General features: G+C 67.3%; 12 protein-coding genes. 4 read left to right on the top strand and 8 right to left on the bottom strand.

Annotation, left to right across the window (positions count from 1 at the left end; translation table 11 throughout):
- Complete coding sequence (locus EV653_RS11260) at positions 1–792, top strand: AfsR/SARP family transcriptional regulator (protein ID WP_166679352.1); 792 nt, start codon at positions 1–3, stop codon at positions 790–792.
- Positions 789–4,967, top strand: coding sequence for an eCIS core domain-containing protein (locus tag EV653_RS11255; protein WP_134101206.1), 4,179 nt, complete (start codon positions 789–791; stop codon positions 4,965–4,967). Before EV653_RS11260 ends, EV653_RS11255 begins: the two co-directional genes overlap by 4 nt.
- A gap of 930 nt (positions 4,968–5,897) precedes the next feature.
- On the opposite strand, the gene EV653_RS11250 is transcribed toward EV653_RS11255, so the two are convergent.
- The 7 genes from EV653_RS11250 to EV653_RS11220 form a co-directional block, all read right to left on the bottom strand.
- Positions 5,898–6,815, bottom strand: a complete 918-nt coding sequence (locus EV653_RS11250; protein WP_166679351.1) for a hypothetical protein — start codon at positions 6,813–6,815, stop codon at positions 5,898–5,900.
- Positions 6,816–7,325: 510 nt separating this feature from the next.
- Positions 7,326–8,660, bottom strand: a complete 1,335-nt coding sequence (locus EV653_RS11245) for a hypothetical protein (protein ID WP_134101200.1) — start codon at positions 8,658–8,660, stop codon at positions 7,326–7,328.
- Positions 8,657–10,543, bottom strand: a complete 1,887-nt coding sequence (locus tag EV653_RS11240) for a hypothetical protein (RefSeq protein WP_134101197.1) — start codon at positions 10,541–10,543, stop codon at positions 8,657–8,659. Before EV653_RS11240 ends, EV653_RS11245 begins: the two co-directional genes overlap by 4 nt.
- Before the next feature lies 1 nt (position 10,544).
- On the bottom strand, positions 10,545–11,687 hold the full coding sequence (locus tag EV653_RS11235) for a patatin-like phospholipase family protein (RefSeq protein ID WP_134104127.1): 1,143 nt from the start codon (positions 11,685–11,687) through the stop codon (positions 10,545–10,547).
- Positions 11,688–11,891: 204 nt separating this feature from the next.
- A complete protein-coding gene (locus EV653_RS11230) occupies positions 11,892–12,677 on the bottom strand; it encodes an alpha/beta fold hydrolase (RefSeq protein ID WP_255510701.1) in 786 nt (261 codons plus the stop codon).
- A gap of 101 nt (positions 12,678–12,778) precedes the next feature.
- Positions 12,779–15,094: an FdhF/YdeP family oxidoreductase gene (locus EV653_RS11225; RefSeq protein WP_134101191.1), complete on the bottom strand. Its 2,316-nt coding sequence runs from the start codon at positions 15,092–15,094 to the stop codon at positions 12,779–12,781.
- A 253-nt stretch (positions 15,095–15,347) separates the two neighbouring features.
- Positions 15,348–16,265, bottom strand: coding sequence for an NADP-dependent oxidoreductase (locus tag EV653_RS11220; protein WP_134101188.1), 918 nt, complete (start codon positions 16,263–16,265; stop codon positions 15,348–15,350).
- Positions 16,266–16,573: 308 nt separating this feature from the next.
- Here EV653_RS11220 and msrA point away from each other — a divergent pair, with 308 nt between their 5' ends.
- Positions 16,574–17,122 (top strand): peptide-methionine (S)-S-oxide reductase MsrA, encoded by a 549-nt coding sequence (gene msrA, locus EV653_RS11210; RefSeq protein ID WP_134101186.1) that lies wholly within the window; start codon positions 16,574–16,576, stop codon positions 17,120–17,122.
- Positions 17,123–17,389: 267 nt separating this feature from the next.
- Here msrA and EV653_RS41080 read toward each other — a convergent pair whose 3' ends face one another.
- On the bottom strand, positions 17,390–17,545 hold the full coding sequence (locus EV653_RS41080; RefSeq protein ID WP_166679350.1) for a hypothetical protein: 156 nt from the start codon (positions 17,543–17,545) through the stop codon (positions 17,390–17,392).
- 243 nt (positions 17,546–17,788) lie between these two features.
- Between EV653_RS41080 and EV653_RS11205 the strand changes: the two genes are divergently transcribed.
- A complete protein-coding gene (locus EV653_RS11205) occupies positions 17,789–19,561 on the top strand; it encodes a sigma-54-dependent Fis family transcriptional regulator (protein ID WP_134101183.1) in 1,773 nt (590 codons plus the stop codon).
- Positions 19,562–19,891 lie beyond the last annotated feature (330 nt).

Raw genomic sequence — 19,891 nt, 5'->3', positions numbered from 1 at the left:
ATGACCACCACAGCTCCGGGGGTTGCCGTGGCTCCGGTCACGGCGAGGCCGACGGTCCGGCTGAGACTGCTGGACGGCTTCGAGTTGCAGGTGGACGGCGTCGCGATGGAGGTGCAGCCGGCCGGTCAGCGGCTGCTCGCCTTCCTGGCGCTGACGGGGACACCGGTGGAACGGACCTTCGCCGCCGGCCAGTTGTGGCCGGACGCATCGAGCGAACGGGCGAAAGCGAATCTGAGGTCGTCGATCTGGCGGGTACGCCGGATTCACAGCGAACTCGTCCGCCCGTCGAAGAGTCATGTCACGTTGATGTCGTCGGTCTGGGTGGACACCCAGGACGGGCTCCGGGAACTGACGTCGGCGGCGCGCAGTCTCGAGTTGATCGACGACGTCGAGGCGAGCGCCGTACTGCACGACGACCTGTTGCCGGACTGGTACGACGACTGGCTGGTGACCGAGCGGGAACGGGTCCGGCAGCTGCGGCTGCACACGTACGAGCAATGTGCCCGCGAGTTGATCGACCAGGGCCGGATGGCCGAGGCGATCCAGATCGGCCTGCGCGGGATCGCGATGGACCCGTTGCGGGAGAGCGCGCACCGGACCGTGATGATCGCCCACCTGGCCGAGGGCAATGTCGCGGACGCGCTGAACCAGTACCGGCGGTTCGCCGAGCTGATGATGCGCGAACTCGGTCTGGAACCATCCGAACGGATCTGCGCGCTGGTGTCGCAGTGGTTGCCGGAGGAGGCCCGCCAGATTCTCCGCCCGGTCCGTGAGGTGGTAGCGATCAGATGACCGCCGGGTCGCCGAAGGGCGGCTCGCCGGCACGCTCGGTGCAGGCCGCTCCGCGCGAGCGTCCCCCCGAGCGGGTCGCCAGGTCGGCCGGGAGCCCGCTGCCGGTCGACGTCCGGCAGCGGATGGAGCCGGTCGTCGGTGGCGATCTGTCCGAGGTGATGATCCATCACGGATTCACCGGCGGAGCGCTGGCCACCACCAAGGGGTACGACGTCACGTTCAGCAGCGGGCTGTACCGGCCCGGCACCCCGATCGGCGAGGCCGTACTCGCGCACGAACTTGCGCACACGCGACAACAGAGCGGTTCGTCGACCGGAACGATGTCGAGTGCCGCACTGGAACGCCAGGCAGATCACGCCGGGTACGTCGCCGCACTGCGGCTGCTCGCACCGGCCGCCGCGGCGCAGTTGGCGACGCCCGAGATCAGCGGAGGCCAGGGGCTCCAACTCCAGCGCTGCTCAGGGCCGACGTACGCCGAGATCAAGAATCTGCCGACGCGGGAGGACTACGAGGCCCGTGGGGAGTTGCTGCCGCGCGGGTTCGCCAACCTGACCACGATCGGACCCGATGTACTGGTTCCGCTCGGGGACAAGAGCCTGGACTTGCGCGGCGTACCCGCGGGCCGGTTGACGCTGCCGTCGCAACAGGCGGCGGACGTGGAGGCCACCGCGCCGATCCTGGAGTACGAGCAACTGGTCGCACGGCTGGACATCCTGCAGGCTCGGCAGCTCCGGATCGAGGCGACCATCCCCGACCTCGACAGAGGCCTGCGGTCCGCTGGTCCCGGCGGCGGCGTGCTGATGTCGTCGGTGTTCGCGAACGGGAACGTCGTCCTCGCCCGGCTTGGTCTGCAGCGACCGGGCGGCCCGCCGCCGGCCGAACCGCTCATCCTGGTGATGCCCGGAATGAAGGAACCGACGGCCGACCAGACGGTGCCACGCGACCCGGTCCTGCTGTCGCGCCGGATCGCCGCCGCCGACGTCGTACAGCTGCGGGCTCTGGAGGCACTGGCCGCGCTGCAGGCGAACCGGGCCGACCAGGAACGAGCGAACTCCCAGCTGGAGGGATACGACCTGGCCGGAGCCCTCGGCGAGATCGACGAGGTACGCCGGGACTACCGGGACGCGGCCGAGAAGATTCTCACCGCCGAGGCATTGCCGACGCTGAAGCGGGCGGACGAACACAACGCCGAACTTCCGCGGACACTCACCCGGCTGAAGCTGAACTACTACACGAGCCGCTGGTCGAAATACCCGGAGATCCAGGGGTCGGTCGGGGAGATCAACGACTGGGCGACGGCGTTGCAGGGCGACCTGGATTCGCTCACCGCGCAGGCCAGGGTGATCGAGCAGGCCCGGTTGACCGGCGATCCGCACCTACGCGGCCTGGAGAACGCCTTCGACCAGGACGCACAGTTGCTCGCGGCAAGCATCGAGGCGCTGGGCGAGTGGGACAGCGCGGTGCACGCCTTCGAGTACCTGAAGGGCAACACGTCGCAGTTCGGGTACGAGGGCGTGAACCGGATCGCGGCGCGGCTCGGTCAGATGAAGCGCGCCGCGCTGGACAGGGACCTGCCGTTCCTCGAGCTGCTGCTGCGCGACCACAAGGCCGACGAGGCGGTCAAGGACTTCTACCAGAAACTGCCGTCGCTGGTGATGTGGTCGCACCTGATCATCGGCCTGGCGATCACGCTGATCGCCGCGATCGTGACGGCCGGCGTCGGGCTCGCGATCAGCGCGGCGGGTGCGGCGGCCGCGACGGCGATCGCCGGCAGCGCGGCCGCGGTCGAGACGAGTGTGGCGGCGGGCGTCGTGCTGAAGGCGACGTTCGTGATCAAGCTCGGCGCCGAGGCGCTGGTCTTCACGGCGATCTCGCGGGAGCTCAGTTCACTCGTACCGGGGATGCAACCGAAGGGCTCGTTCTGGGGCGAGTTCCTCTGGAACCTGGGCATGTTCGGGATCATGCACGGCGCCTCGCAGCTGTCGAAGGGACTGATCGAGGCGCTCGCGATCCAGAGCTCGGTGGGCAAGTTCGTGGTCGAGCAGGCGACGTCGTTCGTTGCCCTGGAGGCGTTCGGGTTCGTCAAGTTCGCGGTCGAAGAAGGCCGCACGATGACGCTGGCCGAGTTCGGCACGATGTCGATGCAGAACGTCGTGATGATGAGTGCGATGGCGGCCACGATGGGCCCGATGAAGCCGATGATGACCGCGCTGGAGAGTGATCTGACGTCGGCGTTCAGCAAGTTCAGCTTGCGCTACCGGGCGCGGGCGCTGGAGTTGGCAGAACGGCGTACGACGTTGGAGGTGAACGTCCGCGACCGGATGACGCACACGCCGGACGCGACGGCCGAGCAGACCGGCGACCTGAAAGCCGACGCGATGCGGCTCGACCAGGACCTGAAAGTGCTGGTCGAGGACGTCAAGAACGATCCGGCGGTCGACCTGCAGAAGCTCGCCCGTGAGGTCAGTGGTGTGGTCACACTGACGAAGGAGACCACCGTGGTCGACCTGCTGCCGGGGCTCGACAGCGCGGCCGGACTGCAGCCCACGGGCGAAGGGACGAGCTGGAGTTTCGCCTCCGGGAAGGCGTCCGAAGTCACCGGCTACCTCGAACGCGGTGGGTACGTCGTCGCGAGCGAACAGACCGCCGGCAGTGGCAAGGCGGTGATCGAGGTCGAGCTGCCCGGCAAGGGCCGCGTGACCTTCGTCGAGCGGGTGTCGGACGCACCGCCCGCCTCGACGACGGCGACCGCCGGCGCCGAAGCCACGGCCCAGGCCAAGGTGCCGGCGCGGGTGAAGTGGCTGCAGGAGATCGCGGGCCGGTTGGAGAAGGCCCGCAGCCGTGCCGAAGCAGGCAAGCCCGCCGAGCCCGCGAGGACGGATCCGGCCAAGGCAGAGCCGCCGAAGGAAGGCGATCCGACCGCGGCCGAGGTCGCCCGGGCCGAGGCCGAAGAAGTCGCCGGCGCGAGGCTGGCGCACGCGCGGGCGATCGAGATCGCGATGCAGGACGGCCGCGCCGAGGCCGGGCTGCGCCGCCTGGCCGGCACTTTCACCACCTTGCGCCCGACCGCGCTGGCCCGCGTGATCGCGTCCGTACCGCCGGAGAACATGGGCAGCTTCCTGCGTGCCATGGCCGACCCGATGATGGGCGGGCAGCCGGTGCAGTTCTACCAGGCGCTGGGTCGCAACGCCGCCGCCTGCCGACTGGTCGAGACATACGGCGGCAAGGTCCTGTTCGACATCCTCCCGCTCCAACGTGGTACGTCACAGTCGGTCCGGATGTCGCGGGCCCGCGCGGACGTCGACCGGGTCCTGGCCGGCCTGGACAAGGCCGCGGAAACCTCGGGCACCGCCGGGACGGACAAGCTGCTGAAGGACATCCGCAATCTGCCCGGCAACGCGACGTTCAAGGCCCTGGATCGTTTGGTGGGCAAGCGGGTCGCCCTCACCGCCAAGATCGAACCGGACCTCAATGATCCGTCCTGGCGCGAGTACCGCCGGCAGGCCCGTGAGTACGCCGACCGGCATCCACCGGAAGGTGGTTCGCTCACGGCGGAGGAGCTGCAGTTGCGGGCGTCGCTCTTCCAGACCGTCGAACGCGCCAGAGCCGGCGAATACGCCAATCTGAAGCCGGACGAGCGTCAGCAGATGCTGGAAGACTTCGACACCATCGCGGATCTGGCCCGGGTGGATTCCGGGTGGCGCTCGTCCAAACGCGGACAACTGTTCGAGGCGCTGGCGATCGGGGCCGGCCAACCGAGTGTCCGGACGGTCTGGCTGAAGGGCAAGCTCGTCCGCAGCACCCGGCTGCCCGACGGCACCCGGAAGTCCGACTACACGATCCCGGACGAGGCGATCCCGCGAGTACGCGCGGAAGAGGTCGCCGACGGCTCCGTCGAGAACACGCCCCGGACCTGGATCGAGCGCAAGGACTACAACCTGGAGGGCGGCGACGTGAACGCGGCCGGGGTCAACTCGGCCGCCAAGGCCGCGGCGGCGCAGCACCTGCGCGACGCCCGCGCGGATCTGCCGAACCTGCCGCCCGGCAGCACGATCGTGGTCGAATACGCTCGCGACCCCGGCGAGGCGAACCGGAACGCCATGGCGGCCAAGCTGTTCGAGGAACCACGCATCGTCCGAGTGACGTTCGCCGGCAAGTCCATCACCCGCCCGTGATGCCTGCATCAGCTCAACCGCAGCCGCCGACCTGGTGCTTCGGTTAGCAGAGCTGCTGCGAGAGCAGGCAGGGACCGACGCCTAGCAGGGCTGAAGTACGGCGAGATGGACGAGCGGCCGACCACCTTGACCGACGAACTGGACCGGTACGGCGTCGACGGCGACGCAGACAAATCCGACCGCCTGGACCGGCTACGCAACCTCGAACAGCCCCGCACTCCTCGCGCTGATGGTCCGCGCAACCGGCGCGCTGAACCTGCTCGCGCTCGGAACATCGAGCGACTACTCCACCCCTTTGGCTTTCGACGCTGCGCGTTCGAGCAGCGGCCATATGGCCAGCGGCGAACTCGACCCTGACCGCAGTGCCCAAGCATCCATCACCCTGAAACGCGCCGCCTCGCGGAAATCGTCGAACTGCGGATCAAGATTCCGCCGACGCACTGCGTCCCTCCCCGGACTACCACTGGGGCCTCGACGGACTGGTTGGTCTTTGCGCGAGCCTGGAGCTTCCTGAGAAGGGCTTGTCGGTCTCGACATGTCACGCCTCCAACCGGTGCGATCGTTCGCTGTTCAACGCGAGCGGACCGCGCGGAACCGAACAGACCGCAAAAAATGCGAAGCGTCCGAGATCGGACCGTCATCGGTCGTCGATGAAGTAAATAGGTGAGTAAAGGTGACCTGTAGACATGCATAAGCCCAGGACACCTTGGTGACCTGGGCTTCGTGTGCCCGCCAGGGGCTCGAACCCCGGAACCCGACTGCGAACTGATCGTAGTCTGCAAGGGCGGTCGAAGACATGGAAGAACTCAACACATAGCTGGATGTCGGGCGTTCGATCACAAGCGGCAAAGGGCTGCGACATTTCAATCTTGCCCCGCCGACGACCATCACGTCCCACCACGGCCTCGATGCTGCCCGTGGCCTGAACGCTCACTTAGCGGTGGCAGTGGCTGGTCGAGGGGTCGGCTCGTCTCGGAGCTCGGCGACGATCGCGTCGTACAGACCCTTGTAGGGACCTCTGACGTTGCTGAACCCCAGCAGCCCGGTGAACTGGTCATGATCATCGGATTCGGCCACAAACGCCTGCAGCTTCGCCCAGCTCGACAAGGGCACCTCGGGCTGTGAGATATGGAGCCGGCCGCTCTTGCGTTCGCTGATCAGGCCTGACAGGGCTACGTCGATCTCCCGAAGCGGGTCGACGATGCTTGGTCGGCGCTCGGTGCTGACCAGGTTGGTGTCCGCCATGGCGCGCAAGGCCTCGAAACGCGACTGCGCGATGCTGATCGCTGTCATCTGCTCGTCGTACACCTTGGTCGTGATCGTGCCGGCGGCCCTGTCGACGTCCCACTGCAGCCGTCGCCGGGCTTGCTTGACGTCGCCGTACGTGTCGGTCACCTGGATCGCGAAGTCGCGCAGCCACTGGTTCTTGGCCGCCAGCTGCTGGCTGGCAGCGTCGACGCGCTGGCGGGCGTCCGCTTGTTCCTGCTGGAAGAGCCAGACGAGCAGCCCGATCACTGCGGCGAACCCTGTGGCCAGGCCCGCATCGGCCAGCCTGGTTCCGAGCTCGTAGGTGAGAGTGTTGAACTTGATGCTCTCGTCGTTAGCCATGACGATCGCAAAGCCGAGTGCGAGGAGGGTGAGAGCGAGGAGTGCGCCCACGATCCAGATCCGGATGAGGAGTGTTCGTCGTGTGCCCATCGGGTCCCTGGTTTGTCGGCGCCGGACAGCTTCGCGCGCCGTGACGGCGCGCCATAAGTAATCAGTTTGTGCCATTTCGGCTTTCCTCGGAAGGGCCTGGACAATCGCGTTGCGGTTAGGTGGAAGAATCGCTGCGGACGGGTCGGACACGCTGTTCTACACTCAGATTGGTGGGGCATCGTTTAGCTCGTTGACCCCGGTGTCCGTCCTGTTTTGGATGAAAGGCGACGCCGTCCACGGGCACGGGAGCAGAAGTGGACCTTTGGCTGCTCGCGCGTCCGCATTCCGCGCCTTTGACGTCTTGCTGTGTCTACTACCGACCCGCACGATGGTCTGCAAGGAGCCGCCGGCTGCAGCGTTTCGGCAGACCAAAGCCTGAGGTCGCCGCAGCCTGGCAGCGGGACTGGCTCTCCGGGTACGCGTGATGCTGTCACCAGTCGTCGCCACGATCGCGGAACAGCCGAGCAATCAACGGCCTCCGCTACCTACCCACCTTCCCGTCCGCGGCCCGCTCTTTCTCGTACAGCCAAGAACCTCGCCGGCATCCCGGCTCCCGTACTACCGGTCGTGTACGCGACGGTGCACCTCTGGCCGTCCAACTGGTCGGCCAGTTGGGCGACGAGCACGAGTTCTGACCGTCGGCATCCAACTCGAGAAGGTCTAGGGGTTCGCCATCGGGGGGCCGGGGGTGAAGGTGAATTTGGCCTTGGTCCGGACGGATGCCTCGAGATCCATCCACCAGACTCTCGCGCCGAGGCTCTGTGTGCTGTGGACAGGACCCAGCTTGCCGAGATTCGTGATGAGTTCGGGCTTCGGTACTGCGCCGTCGACGCTCTTGTCGAACACGTGATCCTTGGTGGAGAGCACCGAGACGATCTCGCGGCCGCTCTGCTCCCAGCGCCGGAAGAGCCGCTTGGGCGTCGCGTTCCGGCTTCCGTGATGGCCCACCTTGTAGAGATCGACCTTCGTCAACGCGTCCGCGAGCCCGGCGTCGAGAGCGCGATGGTTGCTTCCGTCAACTTGATCCAGGGTGAACGACCAGTTCTCGACCTGCGCGTCACCGGGCATCAGCAGCCGCTTGGTACCGATGGTGAGAAGCAGGATGACGCTGGTGTTGTTGAGTACGTCGTCCAGCGCCTCGACGATCTCGAAGCCCTGCGAGATCCGGCGCTCGTCGAGGTTTCGGACCAGCCATTCGGCCGCGCCCACGCCGCCAGGCGGTGCGAGCACGCGCCGGGCGCGGACCAGCGACTGCGCATCGCCCTGCTTCACCAGCGGGCTCAACTCACCCGTGCCGGCCAGGCCGAGCCAGTATTCCTCGGATTCCTTGGCGTATCGGCTCAGTTCGGGTACGTCGGTCAGACTGGGCGGCCCGAGCACGCGGATGCTGATCCCAGGCAGCTGTTCCTCGACATCCAGAACCTGGCCGGCGGTGACGTAGTGGGCCTGACCGCGCTTCGCCCAGTCCTCGAGCAGCGCGATCGCGTCAGGGTTCTTGAACCCGAGCTCCGCGATCCGGGCGGCCCGCTTGGCGAGGCCCGCGTTGTCGAAGGCGAGCCCACTGAGCGCCTCGGACTGCTGGGGGAGCTGATCGAGGACGCCGAGGAAGTGCCGGTGATTGTCGTCGAGCGCGTGCTGCGGGTCGGACCGCTCCGGCTCCGGTACGTCGGTCCACGGCCGGATCACGATCCGGGGCTCGAGCCTGTCGAAGGCCTCCCGCGCGTTCCGATCACCGAAGCCCCTGATGTGGTCGCGATGCCGGTGCGTCGCGACGACAGCATCCAGTTGGCCGTCACAGTGCTTCTCGATCTGCGCCGCGACGTCCCCGAGGCTGGGTCCGTCGTCCGCTTTGGAGACACTCCCGCAATCGAACAGGATGTGCCGTTCCGTGCGCCCGTCCGGCAGCTTCGAGCCGTACGTCACGCTCAGCAGCAGGCAGTCTCCGAAGCCCACCTTGTACGCGCGCAGCCGGACGCGGCTCGGTCGCGCGTTCACAGCTCGTCCAGGTCGGTGTCCTGATGCAACAGCGCGAACCGAAGCTTGTCTCCGCGTCCGTCCGACGTACCGAGACCTCCGCTCCGATCCCGCAGGTTGTGGTCGAAGAGATACCTCAGTCTGTGGTTCTGCCGGTCGACGTCGAGGATGGCCTTGCGCTGGTGCAACCGGAATCGCCCGAACTGGTCGAACACAAGAACGCCGCCGCCGAGCAGCTCGACCGGCTTGTCGGTCGGCATCCCATCGGGCACCTCGATGCCGTCCGGCAGGTTGCCGGGCATCGCCTGCAGCATCTGGACGTAATCGGCGATGATCTCGTTCAGGATCAGGCCGTCGGGGCCCACCCGGGTGCTCGCCAGGACCCGTTCGACGCGGGTGGTCAGCCGTACGTCGATGCCCAGCGCGCCGGCGTTGTTCCAGATGAACTCGTAGACCTCCTCGGGCGACGTGCGGAGCGCGCCGAGATTGAGGTGCTCGTACCGGATCCCCACCTTGGCTTTGGTGTCCGGATCGGCCGGGTACGGCGCCCGCTGCCGGCCGACCGCTGCGTTTCCGTTCGAGCCGGCGGCGTCCGGCCTGGGGGCGACGACACCGTCCTGGTCGACCAGATTGTGCTCCGGCGCCTCGATACCGAAGCTCTTGAACGCCGCGATCAGCGCGTCGCGGTACCCGTGCTCGTCCTCGGACGCGAGCCGCCTGTCCGCGGTCAGCACCGAGTCGAGAACGTCCTCGAACTCGAGCTCTACCGGCGGGAGGTAGTCCAACGCGCGCAGTAGCATGGCTAGCAGATGTTGGGCGGACTTCACCCCTTCCTCCGCCACGCGGAGCACGTCCAACATGTTGTCGTCGCCGATCCGCAGCTGGTCGATCCGGCCGACCCAGATCGACACCATGGTCTGCATGACAGCAGCCACCAGGACCTCGGCGCGCCGGTGAGGTTCGTCGTACGCCGGATCCTTCCGCCAGGCAGGTGTCGCCGGTAGGTCGACCGATCGACGCAGCGCCGGGTACCGCCCGCCGACGGTGCTTCCGCCCGGCCCTGGCACCCGCCGACCGCCGATCTGTTCTGCCAAACTTGCGAGCGGCAACGACTTCAGCTTGGTTGCGCGTCCCTCGGTGAACTGCCGCTGCCCTTCCTTCTGGTCGGGGTTCGCCATGGCCTCGATGTCGGTCTCGAACCGGATCCGGCCGGAGCCGTCGTCCAGCAGGCGTTCCGCGACGTGCGGCATGCTGAAGACCGACAGCAAGGCGACGAGGTCGGCGAGTGCCTCGTGGAACGCGAGCTGGTCCGGGAGCCCGGGTTCGGTGTAGCGGGGCCGGAGCCCGTCCAGGATCGCGTGCGTGACTTCGTGCGCGATGACGTCGTACGAGAGTGCCGTGTACAGACTCGGCAGACCCGCTGCCGCGGGTAGCCAACCGAACAGGACGGCGTTGTGCTCGCGGGAGTAGAACGCGTTGGCCTCGACCCGTGCCTTCGGGATCAGGTACAGCTGCGGGAAGCGGGAGTACCACGGGATCGGTCGGCCGAGGTGCTGCTCGAACAGCGCGAGCGTGTGCGAGGCGACCGCGAAGACGTTCTGTGCCCGGAACCCTGCGTTGTCGACCAGCTCGGCCGGATCCTTCGGGCGGAGACCGTCGGCCCAGCGGTCGTGGTACACCCACGGATCACCGTCCGTGAGAGTGACCGGCTCCGCCGCGGCGTTCGTGCCGACTGCGATGTCGACCACGTGGAAGCGGTGCCCGCGCGGCCCACGCTGCAGGCGCTCCGCCGGTACGGCGATCTCGGCGAAGATCGGGCCCTTCGAGGCGTCCATGACGATCGGATCCTGAGCGAACACCGTCATCGACACCGTGTCCTGCAGCAGCAGGTTGCGCTCGGGCATGTCAGCCCAAGGGACGGTTCGGATACGGCAGTGGGACCGCTGGAAGGTCCTTGTCGATGAACGCGAGCAGGCCGGCGTCGGCGGCGGCGAACCCCCAGTTGATCAGCCGCTCCTGCTGGTCGTCGGGCATGCCGGTCAGCCGGGTGCTGATCGTGGCCAGACCGTGGGTGACCGCGGGATCGACCGTCATATAAGGCCTTTTCGCCGGCTTCGGCCAGCCACTCAGATCGGTGATCGTGCTGATGAAGAAGCCTTTGTGCGGGTCGTTCGGGTTCTTGAACGCGCTGACGACCGCACTCCGTCGGAGCGATCTGACCTGCGAGTCCAGGATGTGCAGCACGCGCAGGGTGCCGCGCGCCCAGTCCCGTCCGGGCTCCGGGTCCGCGCCGAGGTGTCCGCCCGCATCGCTGATGAAGACAGTCTCGTACCGCTTCCAGACCGTCTCGATCCCGAGGTTGTCGTACACGCCACCGTCGCTGAGCAGGATGTCGGACCGATAACCACGACCCGTGTAGACGTTGCCGTTCTCAGTCGTCCAGTTCGCATCCGACAGGTCCAGCTCGAACGGCGAGAGTAACGGCGGAAATGCCGATGATGCGGCGACAGCGTCAGCCAGCGGTACGTCGGGATGAAGTACGCGCCCCACCGTGTAGTCGGCGACGTACGCCTTGCTGAACCGCATCAGGACACCGGACTCCAGGTTCGTGGCGTTGATGACGAACTCCGGCGTACCCGGCAGGTCCTGGAGCGTCGCGTTCTTGTACAGATGCTTGTTGAGCTTGGCGACCACCCGGTCGGAGATCGTGACGAAGGGCAGCAGTGCACCGGTCGCCATGGCCGGCAGATCGACCTTCAGGTGGGCGAACGCGCGGAGCGGTTCCGTGACCAACTCGTCGAAGTTGGTGGCGACGTCACCGGCGAACTTCAGCTCATTCCACCGAAGCCCGAGCATCCCAGCGGTGATGGACCCACCGGAAACGCTGGAGATCCGATTCAGTGTCCGCAACCGTCCGGCGAGGTTCAGCCGCGCGAGGACACCGACATGGAACAGCATCGCCCGAAAGCCTCCGCCCGACAAACACAACCCAACCCCTACCTGCGGAACAGTAGGACCCGCATCCGGCCCGGGCCGGACCGGGCTCATGGGCGCGAATTCCTCAGCACGCGGCCGCGCAGCGGCATCCGTCGTATCAGTCATGCCGATTCCCCCTGCGGGGTGCAAGTCCCACCCTCAGGCCACGCCGGCGCGCACCCCATCCCCTCCGACACGCCCTCAACCGAGCATCGCACCTGAGGACCGCGCTGGCGAGACCTCGAGCGATCCCACCGGCTGCCCGCTGGGGCGCGTTCAGTGGGGTGGCTGGTCGCGGTGTTGCTGGAGGAAGTTGGTGATGGCTTGGGCTGTGGATTCGGGTTCTTGTTCGGTGGGGTAGTGGCCGGATCGGTCCAGGACGAGGCCGGTGACGTCTTTTGCGAGGGTGCGGAGGCCGTCCGCGACAGCGGAGCCCATCGCGTAGTGTCCTCCGATCGCGAGGACGGGCGTGTGGATCGGGTTCTGTTGGAGTCGTTGAACGTCCGACCTGTCGTCGGCCCTGGTTCGGTAGTAGCCGAGCCCAGCTTCCAGTACGTCGTACGTCGTGTACGCGTCGATGTAGGCGCGCACTGCGTCCGGGTCGAGCCCGGCGGGACCGGCGCTTTGCCGGAGGAAGGTTCCGTAGTACGCGTCTTCGCGTCCTGGGACGAGTTGTTCGGCAAGGCCGGGTGCACGGTTGAACGGCCCGTGCCAGGACGGGTAGTGCTCGGCGCCCGGTGCGGGGATGTCGATGTCGATCCCTGGCAGGATCTCCTCTTCGATCACGATCGCGTTCACCGCGTCGGGCATAGCGGCGGCCAGGAGAAGCGCGACCGTGCCTCCCCAGTCATGGCCGACCAGTGAGAATCGTCCGAGCCCACGTTGGCTGAGCTCGCTGCCGAGGACGTCGGCAAGATCGCTCTTCCTGAAACTTGGTGTGCTCCCCGGTCGCTTGCCCAGCCCTGGCAACGCGACCGGCACCGGCGCGAACCCGCCGCGACGCAGGACCGGCAGCAGACCTCGCCAGTGCATCTCGGTAACCGGCCACCCATGCAGAAGCACAACAGGCCAACCGCGCGACGAAGTACTCACTACTCCATCATCCCGGCGGCGAGCGTGGTTTCCGCGGTCGCTTGGTGACGCACTCCGGTCTTCCTGTTGGGTCACTGAGTAGACGGCGTGACGCGGACCTTGATGTTCTTCATCAGAGGTTGGTCGCTCTGGGTGCTGTAGTCGTCGGCGGCGACGAGCACGTTCATCTCGGGCATGTAGCCGGCGGCGTTGCCGCTGGGCATCGCATAGCCCAAAGCGCGGTACGCACGAAGCACCCGGACGGATCCATCGCGTGCGGTGGCGGTGATGTCGACGAGGTCTCCCTGCTGGATGCCGCGGGCGGCCATGTCGCCGGGGTTCATCAGGATCAGTGTGCGAAGGTTCCGCACACCGCGGTAGCGGTCGTTGTCGGAATAGATGGTGGTGTTCCACTGGTCGTGGGACCGCATGGTTTGCAGGATCAGTACGTCGTCGTCGGCGGGCACCACGTCGGGCAGGTCCGCGGTGGAGAATTCGGCGCGGCGGGACGGGGTGAGGAAGACGAGTTCGCGGGCGGGCTGACGCAACCGGAAGCCGAGCGGATGGCGGACGCGGCGGTTGAAGTCCTCGAAACCGTCCAGAGCCTTGGCCATGATGTCGCGGATCCGGTCGTAGTCCTCGACGTAGCTGTTCCACGGTGTCTGCGTCGCGGGAAGCGTCGCCTGCGCGATGCCGGCGATGATCGCCGGCTCGGACAGCAGGTGCGGCGACGCGGGACGTTTACGGCCGATGGACAGGTGGACCATGCTCATCGAGTCCTCGACCGACACCGACTGCGGGCCGCCCGCTTGTACGTCGAGCTCGGTCCGGCCGAGGCAGGGCAGGATCAGCGCCTGGCGGCCGTGCACGAGGTGACTGCGATTGAGCTTGGTGCTGACGTGGACGGTGAGTTCGCAGCGCCGCAGTCCTTCGGCGGTCGCAGCGGTGTCAGGAGCGGCGAGTGCGAAGTTCCCGCCCATGCCGACGAACGCTTTGACGGATCCGTCGCGCATCGCGGCGATCGTGCGAACCGTGTCGAGGCCGTGGTCGCGCGGCGGGTCGATACCGCAGGCGGCGCCCAACCGGTCGAGGAACTCCTGGCTGGGCCGATGGTCGATGCCACACGTGCGGTTGCCCTGGACGTTGCTGTGGCCGCGGACAGGCGACGGTCCGGCGCCCTCGCGGCCGAGGTTCCCGCGCAGCAACAGCAGGTTGACGATCTCCCGGACGGTGTCGACGCCGTGCTCGTGCTGGGTGAGACCGAGACACCAGCTGATCAGCGTGCACCGCGACTGCGAGTAGATCGTGGCGGCTCGACGGATGTCGGCCTCGGACAGGCCGGACTGCCGCTCGAGTTCGGCCCACTCGGTCTCCTCGCAGAGCTTCTGGTACGCCGCGAAGCCGTCGGTGTAGCGCTCCAGGAAGACCTCGTCGAGCGCTTTCCGGTCGGTCCGCGCTTCCTCGAGGACTGCCTTCGCGATGCCGCGCAGCAGAGCCAGGTCGCCGCCGACCCGGACCTGAAGATTGAATGTGCTGGTCGGCGTGGCCTTGAACAACGCCATGTCGACGACCTCGTGCGGCACGATCGTGCGCGTTGCCGCCGCCTCGACGAGCGGGTTGATGTGCACGACCTGCGCGCCACGCCGGTACGCGTCGGACAGCGCGGTCAGCATCCGGGGCGCGTTCGATGCCGCGTTCACGCCGAGAACGAAGATCGCTTCGGCGGTCTCCCAGTCGCGCAGATCCGCCGTACCCTTGCCCGTTCCGAGGGCGGCCTGCAGAGCGCGGCCGGAGGCTTCGTGGCACATGTTCGAGCAGTCCGGCAGGTTGTTCGTCCCGTACTCCCGCGCGAACAGTTGATAGAGGAACGTTGCCTCGTTGCTCAACCGGCCCGAGGTGTAGAACGAGGCCTGGTCGGGGGAGCCGAGGGCGCGGAGCCGGGTGCCGATCAGGTCGAAGGCGCCTGACCAGCTGATCGGGACGTAGTGGTCGGTCGCGGCGTCGTACGCCATCGGTTCGGTGAGCCGACCGACGTCCTCGAGTGCGAAGTCGGTCCAGGTCTCCAGTTCGGTGACGGTGTGCTGAGCGAAGAACTCAGGGTCGGCGCGTTTCGGCGTCATCTCCCAGACGACGTGCTTGACGCCGTTCTCGCACAGGTCCAGCTTCAGCCCGTCGATCGCATCCGGCCAAGCGCACCCGGGACAGTCGAACCCGCCGTTCTCGTGGTTCATCCTGAGCATGGCGCGCGTACCTGCCACCACGGCGTGTTGCCGTCGGAGAACCTGCGCCACCGACTTCGCCGCGCCCCACCCCGCCGCAGGGTGGTGATAGTCCAGCTGCGACCACGGCGCGTCCGTGACCGGTCCGTCGCCGCCGTCGTTCGGCGTTCCGTCTCGCGCGTCAGGCATGATTCAACGCTCCGTCCTCCGGCCATCATCCTCAACCTAACCTCCGGGCCGGCATCCGACGAGCGTTCCCGATTGTGAGCCTGTGGGAGTTCCTCGAGTTCCCTGGTGGCGTCGTCGACGTCAGTACCGCTTCACGCTCGCCAACGACTTGATCACAAACCTCGAGAGCGCGGCCTGACTGCATAACTTCGCGTGAAGCCCCGGAGCGCTGAAGAACGGCGTCGGACGGCCGTCCTTCAGCACCGGCGTGGTCTTACCGGCGTACCTGGATGATCGTCTTTCCCTTGATGCGGTCGGTGGGATTGAGAGCTGTGACCGCGTCGTCGAGATCGGCCACGGTGCCGATGTTCGTCCGCAGCCGGCCGTCGCGCACCCGCTGGACGATCTCGTTCAGTTGCGCGCGATCGGCCTCGACGACGAAGTCGACCGACAGGCCGTCCGCGGGTCGCGACTCGACCGGGCCCACGATCGACACCAGCGTGCCTCCGGTCTTGATCAAGGCCGCGGAGCTCTTCTGGATGTGGCCGCCGATGACATCGAACACCAGGTCCACTGGTCCGACGTCTTCCAGCGAGTCGTTGGCGAGGTCGACGAACTCGTGGGCGCCGAAGTCGAGCGCCTTCTCACGGTCGGCGGCGCGTCCGGTGCCGATGACGTAGGCGCCGGCTTCGCGTGCGAGCTGGGTCACCATCGTTCCGACTGCGCCGGCCGCACCGTGGGCGAGGACGCTCTGGCCCGATTGAAGGCGGCCGTGCTGGAACAGTCCCTGCCACGCGGTCAGCCCTGAAATCGGCAGGCTCGCACCTACCGTGAAGTCGACGTCGCCCGGCAGCGGCGCGAGATTGCGTGCCTCGATCGCGACGTAGTCCGCCAGGGTGCCGTCGCGATGCCAGTCGGCGAGGCCGAACACCCGCTGTCCCACGGACAGCCCCGTCGTGCCGTAGCCGAGGGCGGTGATCACACCGGCCAGCTCGTGCCCGAGGACCGACGGCGTCCGGGCACGGTTGGCACGATCGGTCCAGGTCGAAGGCCACTCCACCTCGGTCGGGACCCAGCCCGACGCACGAACCTCCACGACGACGTCATTGATCGCCGGCGTCGGTTCAGGACACTCTCGCAGCGTCATCCCGGCCGTTCCCGCGGCCTGTTCCGTGACCACAATCGCTCTCACTCGGCACCTCCTGCTATCTAATCTTCGCTGACGTGGCTTTTTCAGCCTGTATGCGTTGGCGGCGCCACACCCTCGACGTCTTACTACGCAAGCGACCGGAGTACGGCGCGGGATCGTATCGATGCACGACGTAAGATCCGCCTCTGTCCAACCACTAACCGTTTATCTACAGGGAAGCCGGCCCCTGACCCGCTGAACTCCGCGGCGCTGCGGTTCATCCCGGCCGCCGAGCTCGCGGCGCAGGGCTACGGTGAGTACCAGTCGCTGTTCGAGGCGGCTGACACCACGAGCACGGAGGAGCATGCATCATGACCAGCGGGATTCACGACACCGGACAGATCACTCGCAGGCCCGGCACTGAGACAGCCGTCCTCGCGGGCGGGTGCTTCTGGGGTATGGAGGATCTCATCCGCCGTCAGCCCGGCGTACTCGAGACGCGGGTTGGATACACGGGTGGCCAGAACGACCACGCGACGTACCGCAATCACCCAGGGCACGCCGAAGCGGTCGAGATCGTCTTCGACCCGGAACAGACGACCTACCGTGACATTCTGGCGTTCTTCTTCCAGATCCACGACCCCTCGACCGTGAACCGCCAGGGCAACGATGTCGGCACGAGCTACCGCTCGGCGATCTTCCCGCTCTCTCCCGAGCAGGAAAAAGTCGCCCGCGAGACGATCGCCGACGTCGATGCGTCAGGCCTCTGGCCGGCCAAGGCCGTGACGACGATCGAGCCCGCAGGCCCGTTCTGGGAGGCCGAACCCGAGCACCAGGACTACCTGCTCAACTACCCAGCTGGTTACACCTGCCACTTCGTACGCCCGAACTGGGTCCTCCCGCGCCGCACCACCGCCTGACCCAAAGCCGTACCCCAGTCTGCTTGCACGGGCGCACAGCCAGACTGGGTTGATCTGCATCGGCGCGGTGATGCCGAAGACCACGAAGAAGAAGCCGCCGGCCTTGGCCGTCGAGACCGGCCACAGCGCGTAGCCGACCACATTGGTGTTGATCCGGCCGGGAGCAACGTACTGCGTGCCGAGTACTTGCGGCGGATGACCGAGTGCAGGAAAGCGTTGCCGAGAGCAACAGTTTCGACAACGACGTACCGCATCCGGGATGGCGCGTCATGCTGCCTCGCTCAGGTCTGACTCGACGATCCAGGAGCCGGTCGCGTGGTCGAAGACCTGCATTGGGATGTCGGGCTCGGTCGGGTGGGTGTCGGCACAGTAACTGCAGGTCTCGTCCAGGCGCCGGTAGTAGCCGTGGTCGTGATCGTTCACCGGACCGAGCCCATCGGGGAGGCCATGGTCGTGACTGGCTCGTCAGCGGTGCTGTTCAGGATCTCGCGGCTCGGCGCCGACCCGTAGCCAGCCACGGCTGACAGCGAGGTCCCGGGGGAGAGATCGACGGTCATCGTTGCCCTTTCTGTCGGCCGGCAGCTGGCGAGATCGCGTCTTCATGGGAGTAAAGTGGCCAGGCAGTGTGGTCCGCGTCTCACCTTGAGAGGCGGTGAGGTTCCGGCGATGACGGACGACTGGGACGCGATGCTGCTCCGCGCCAGGGAGCGGCTGCTGACCGGTGGGCGGATCGAGGAGATCGAGGGGCCGAGCGCGGAGATCCTCGCCTCGTGGCGCCGCTCGTCCGACGGCGGTGTCGACGCCAGGGATGTGACCACGTCGTACGTCGAGAACGTCAACCTCGCCTCACGTCTGGCCAGGGCGGCAAGCTCCGTCATCGACGGGGTCGCGCAGGACGTGGCCGGCAGCCCGGTCTCGGCGATCCTGGCCGACAGTCGCGGGCGGGTACTGGTTCGCCGTTCCGGGGACGCTGAGCTCGAGCGCCGGCTCGACTCGGTGCTACTCGCGCCAGGGTTCAGCTACGCCGAGCACCAGGTCGGGACCAACGGCATCGGCAGCGCCCTCGAGGGCCGGGGTGCGTATGCGGTTCGCGGACACGAGCACTTCTCCGAGCGACTGCAGGACTTCGCCTGTTTCGGCGTCCCGGTCCGTGACCCGTTCAGCCACCGATTCGTCGGCGTGCTGGATGTCACCACCTGGGCCGCGTGCGCCAACCCGGCCCTCGCGGCGCTGGTACGACAGGCGGTGGCGGTGGTCGAGGCACGGCTGGCCGAACTCGGCGGACAGGGCGAGCGGATGCTGCTGGACGAGTACCTCGGTGCCTCGCGGCGGTCCGGATCCGCTGTGCTCGCGATCGGCGACAGCGTCTGGATGTCGACGCCGGAGGCGGCGCGGGTGCTGGGCGCGGTCGAGCACTGTGACACATGGACCATGGTGCGGGACGCCCTCGGGCGGGCGGACGCCGCGGAAACGCCGCTGACCATGTCCGACGGCACGGAGACGATGCTCCGGCTCCGGGCGGTGCGCCGCGGCAACGAGCTTGTCGGCGCGCTCGCCTTTCCGTCCGGTACGACGCACCGGCCGCCCGCCCTGAGGCGACCGGTAGCAGGCATGTTCTCCCGATTCGCCGCCGGCACCCCGGCGATGCTGGATGCGGCCCGAAGGGTGAGCCGGCATTGCGCGCAACGCGACCCGGTCGCGGTGATCGGCGAGCCCGGGGTCGGCAAGGCAGCCTTGGTGGAGGCGGCGCTGCAACTGCATGCCGCGGACAAGATGGTCGTCATTCGTGACGCGGTCCGGAATGCCGGGCCGGAGGATCTCGACCGGTTGATCGCCGACGTCGGCGAAGCGCTCCACGTAGGGTCGCCGGTCGTGGTCAAGCACGGCGAGCGCCTGACGGCCGACGCACTCGGCCGGCTGTGCAGCGAAGTACGAGCGGTCACCGACGCCGGCTGGCTGGCACTGACAGTCCGTGTCAATGAGGGCGACCCGATCACGCCCGAACTGGGCACCACCGGCATTCCGACCGTGCTGGTACCGCCGCTGCGGGATCGGCTCGAGGATCTGCCGGCGATCGTCGCGGTGCTGCTCGCCCGGCAGCCCGGAACGCGTTCCTTGGCGGTCACCGACCAGTTGATGACCAGGCTCCAGCACGAACGCTGGCCAGGGAACGTGACCGAGCTCAACGACCTGCTAGCCGAGATGCTGCGCGCCACCGATCTCCACAAGCTCGACATTTCCGACCTGCCGGCTCGCTTCGGCCGCGGGCTGCGCCGCCGGCTTACTCCCATGGAGTGGCTCGAGCGAGGGGCCATTGTGCAGTCGCTGCGTGCCGCCGAGGGTCACAAGGACGTGGCAGCCACGTCCCTCGGGATCTCGCGGGCGTCGATCTACCGCAAGCTCAAGCTCTTCGAGATCACCCCGGCCGAATACATCTGATCCGGTCAGTACTGCGATCCGCCTCTCCTACCGGCCGACGGACGCGCACCAGCCAGCCCCGCAGACCTGATGCGCGGGCACGGCCATCACCCATCCGCGCCCTTCACACTGCTGAGTCGGGCGAACCCGAGCGGGGGTGGGCCCTTATCTCACAGTGAGACGGAAGTTCGTCGTCGCCGCGCTTTGATCGCTCTAACGCCCACCGCCGGAACCGTTCCACACCGGGCGGCTCCCGAGCCTGGAGGTAATCCATGAGCAAACAGAGTCTCACCAAGGCGCAGGCCAACTTGACTGCGCTCGCGTTCCCGGACTTTGCCGCAGCCGACCTCT

Source organism: Kribbella pratensis (genome assembly GCF_004365355.1).
Classification (GTDB): Bacteria; Actinomycetota; Actinomycetes; order Propionibacteriales; family Kribbellaceae; genus Kribbella.
The sequence above is the reverse complement of the archived record's forward strand: the minus strand, read 5'-3'. Positions and strand labels throughout refer to the sequence as shown.

What these genes read in the sequence shown, in the direction of transcription:
- EV653_RS11260 (WP_166679352.1), top strand. Translation starts at nt 1, where the DNA reads ATGACCACCACAGCTCCGGGGGTTGCCGTGGCTCCGGTCACGGCGAGG.
- EV653_RS11235 (WP_134104127.1), bottom strand. Translation starts at nt 11,687, where the DNA reads ATGAGCCCGGTCCGGCCCGGGCCGGATGCGGGTCCTACTGTTCCGCAG.
- EV653_RS11205 (WP_134101183.1), top strand. Translation starts at nt 17,789, where the DNA reads ATGACGGACGACTGGGACGCGATGCTGCTCCGCGCCAGGGAGCGGCTG.
- EV653_RS11225 (WP_134101191.1), bottom strand. Translation starts at nt 15,094, where the DNA reads ATGCCTGACGCGCGAGACGGAACGCCGAACGACGGCGGCGACGGACCG.
- EV653_RS11255 (WP_134101206.1), top strand. Translation starts at nt 789, where the DNA reads ATGACCGCCGGGTCGCCGAAGGGCGGCTCGCCGGCACGCTCGGTGCAG.
- EV653_RS11240 (WP_134101197.1), bottom strand. Translation starts at nt 10,543, where the DNA reads ATGCCCGAGCGCAACCTGCTGCTGCAGGACACGGTGTCGATGACGGTG.
- msrA (WP_134101186.1), top strand. Translation starts at nt 16,574, where the DNA reads ATGACCAGCGGGATTCACGACACCGGACAGATCACTCGCAGGCCCGGC.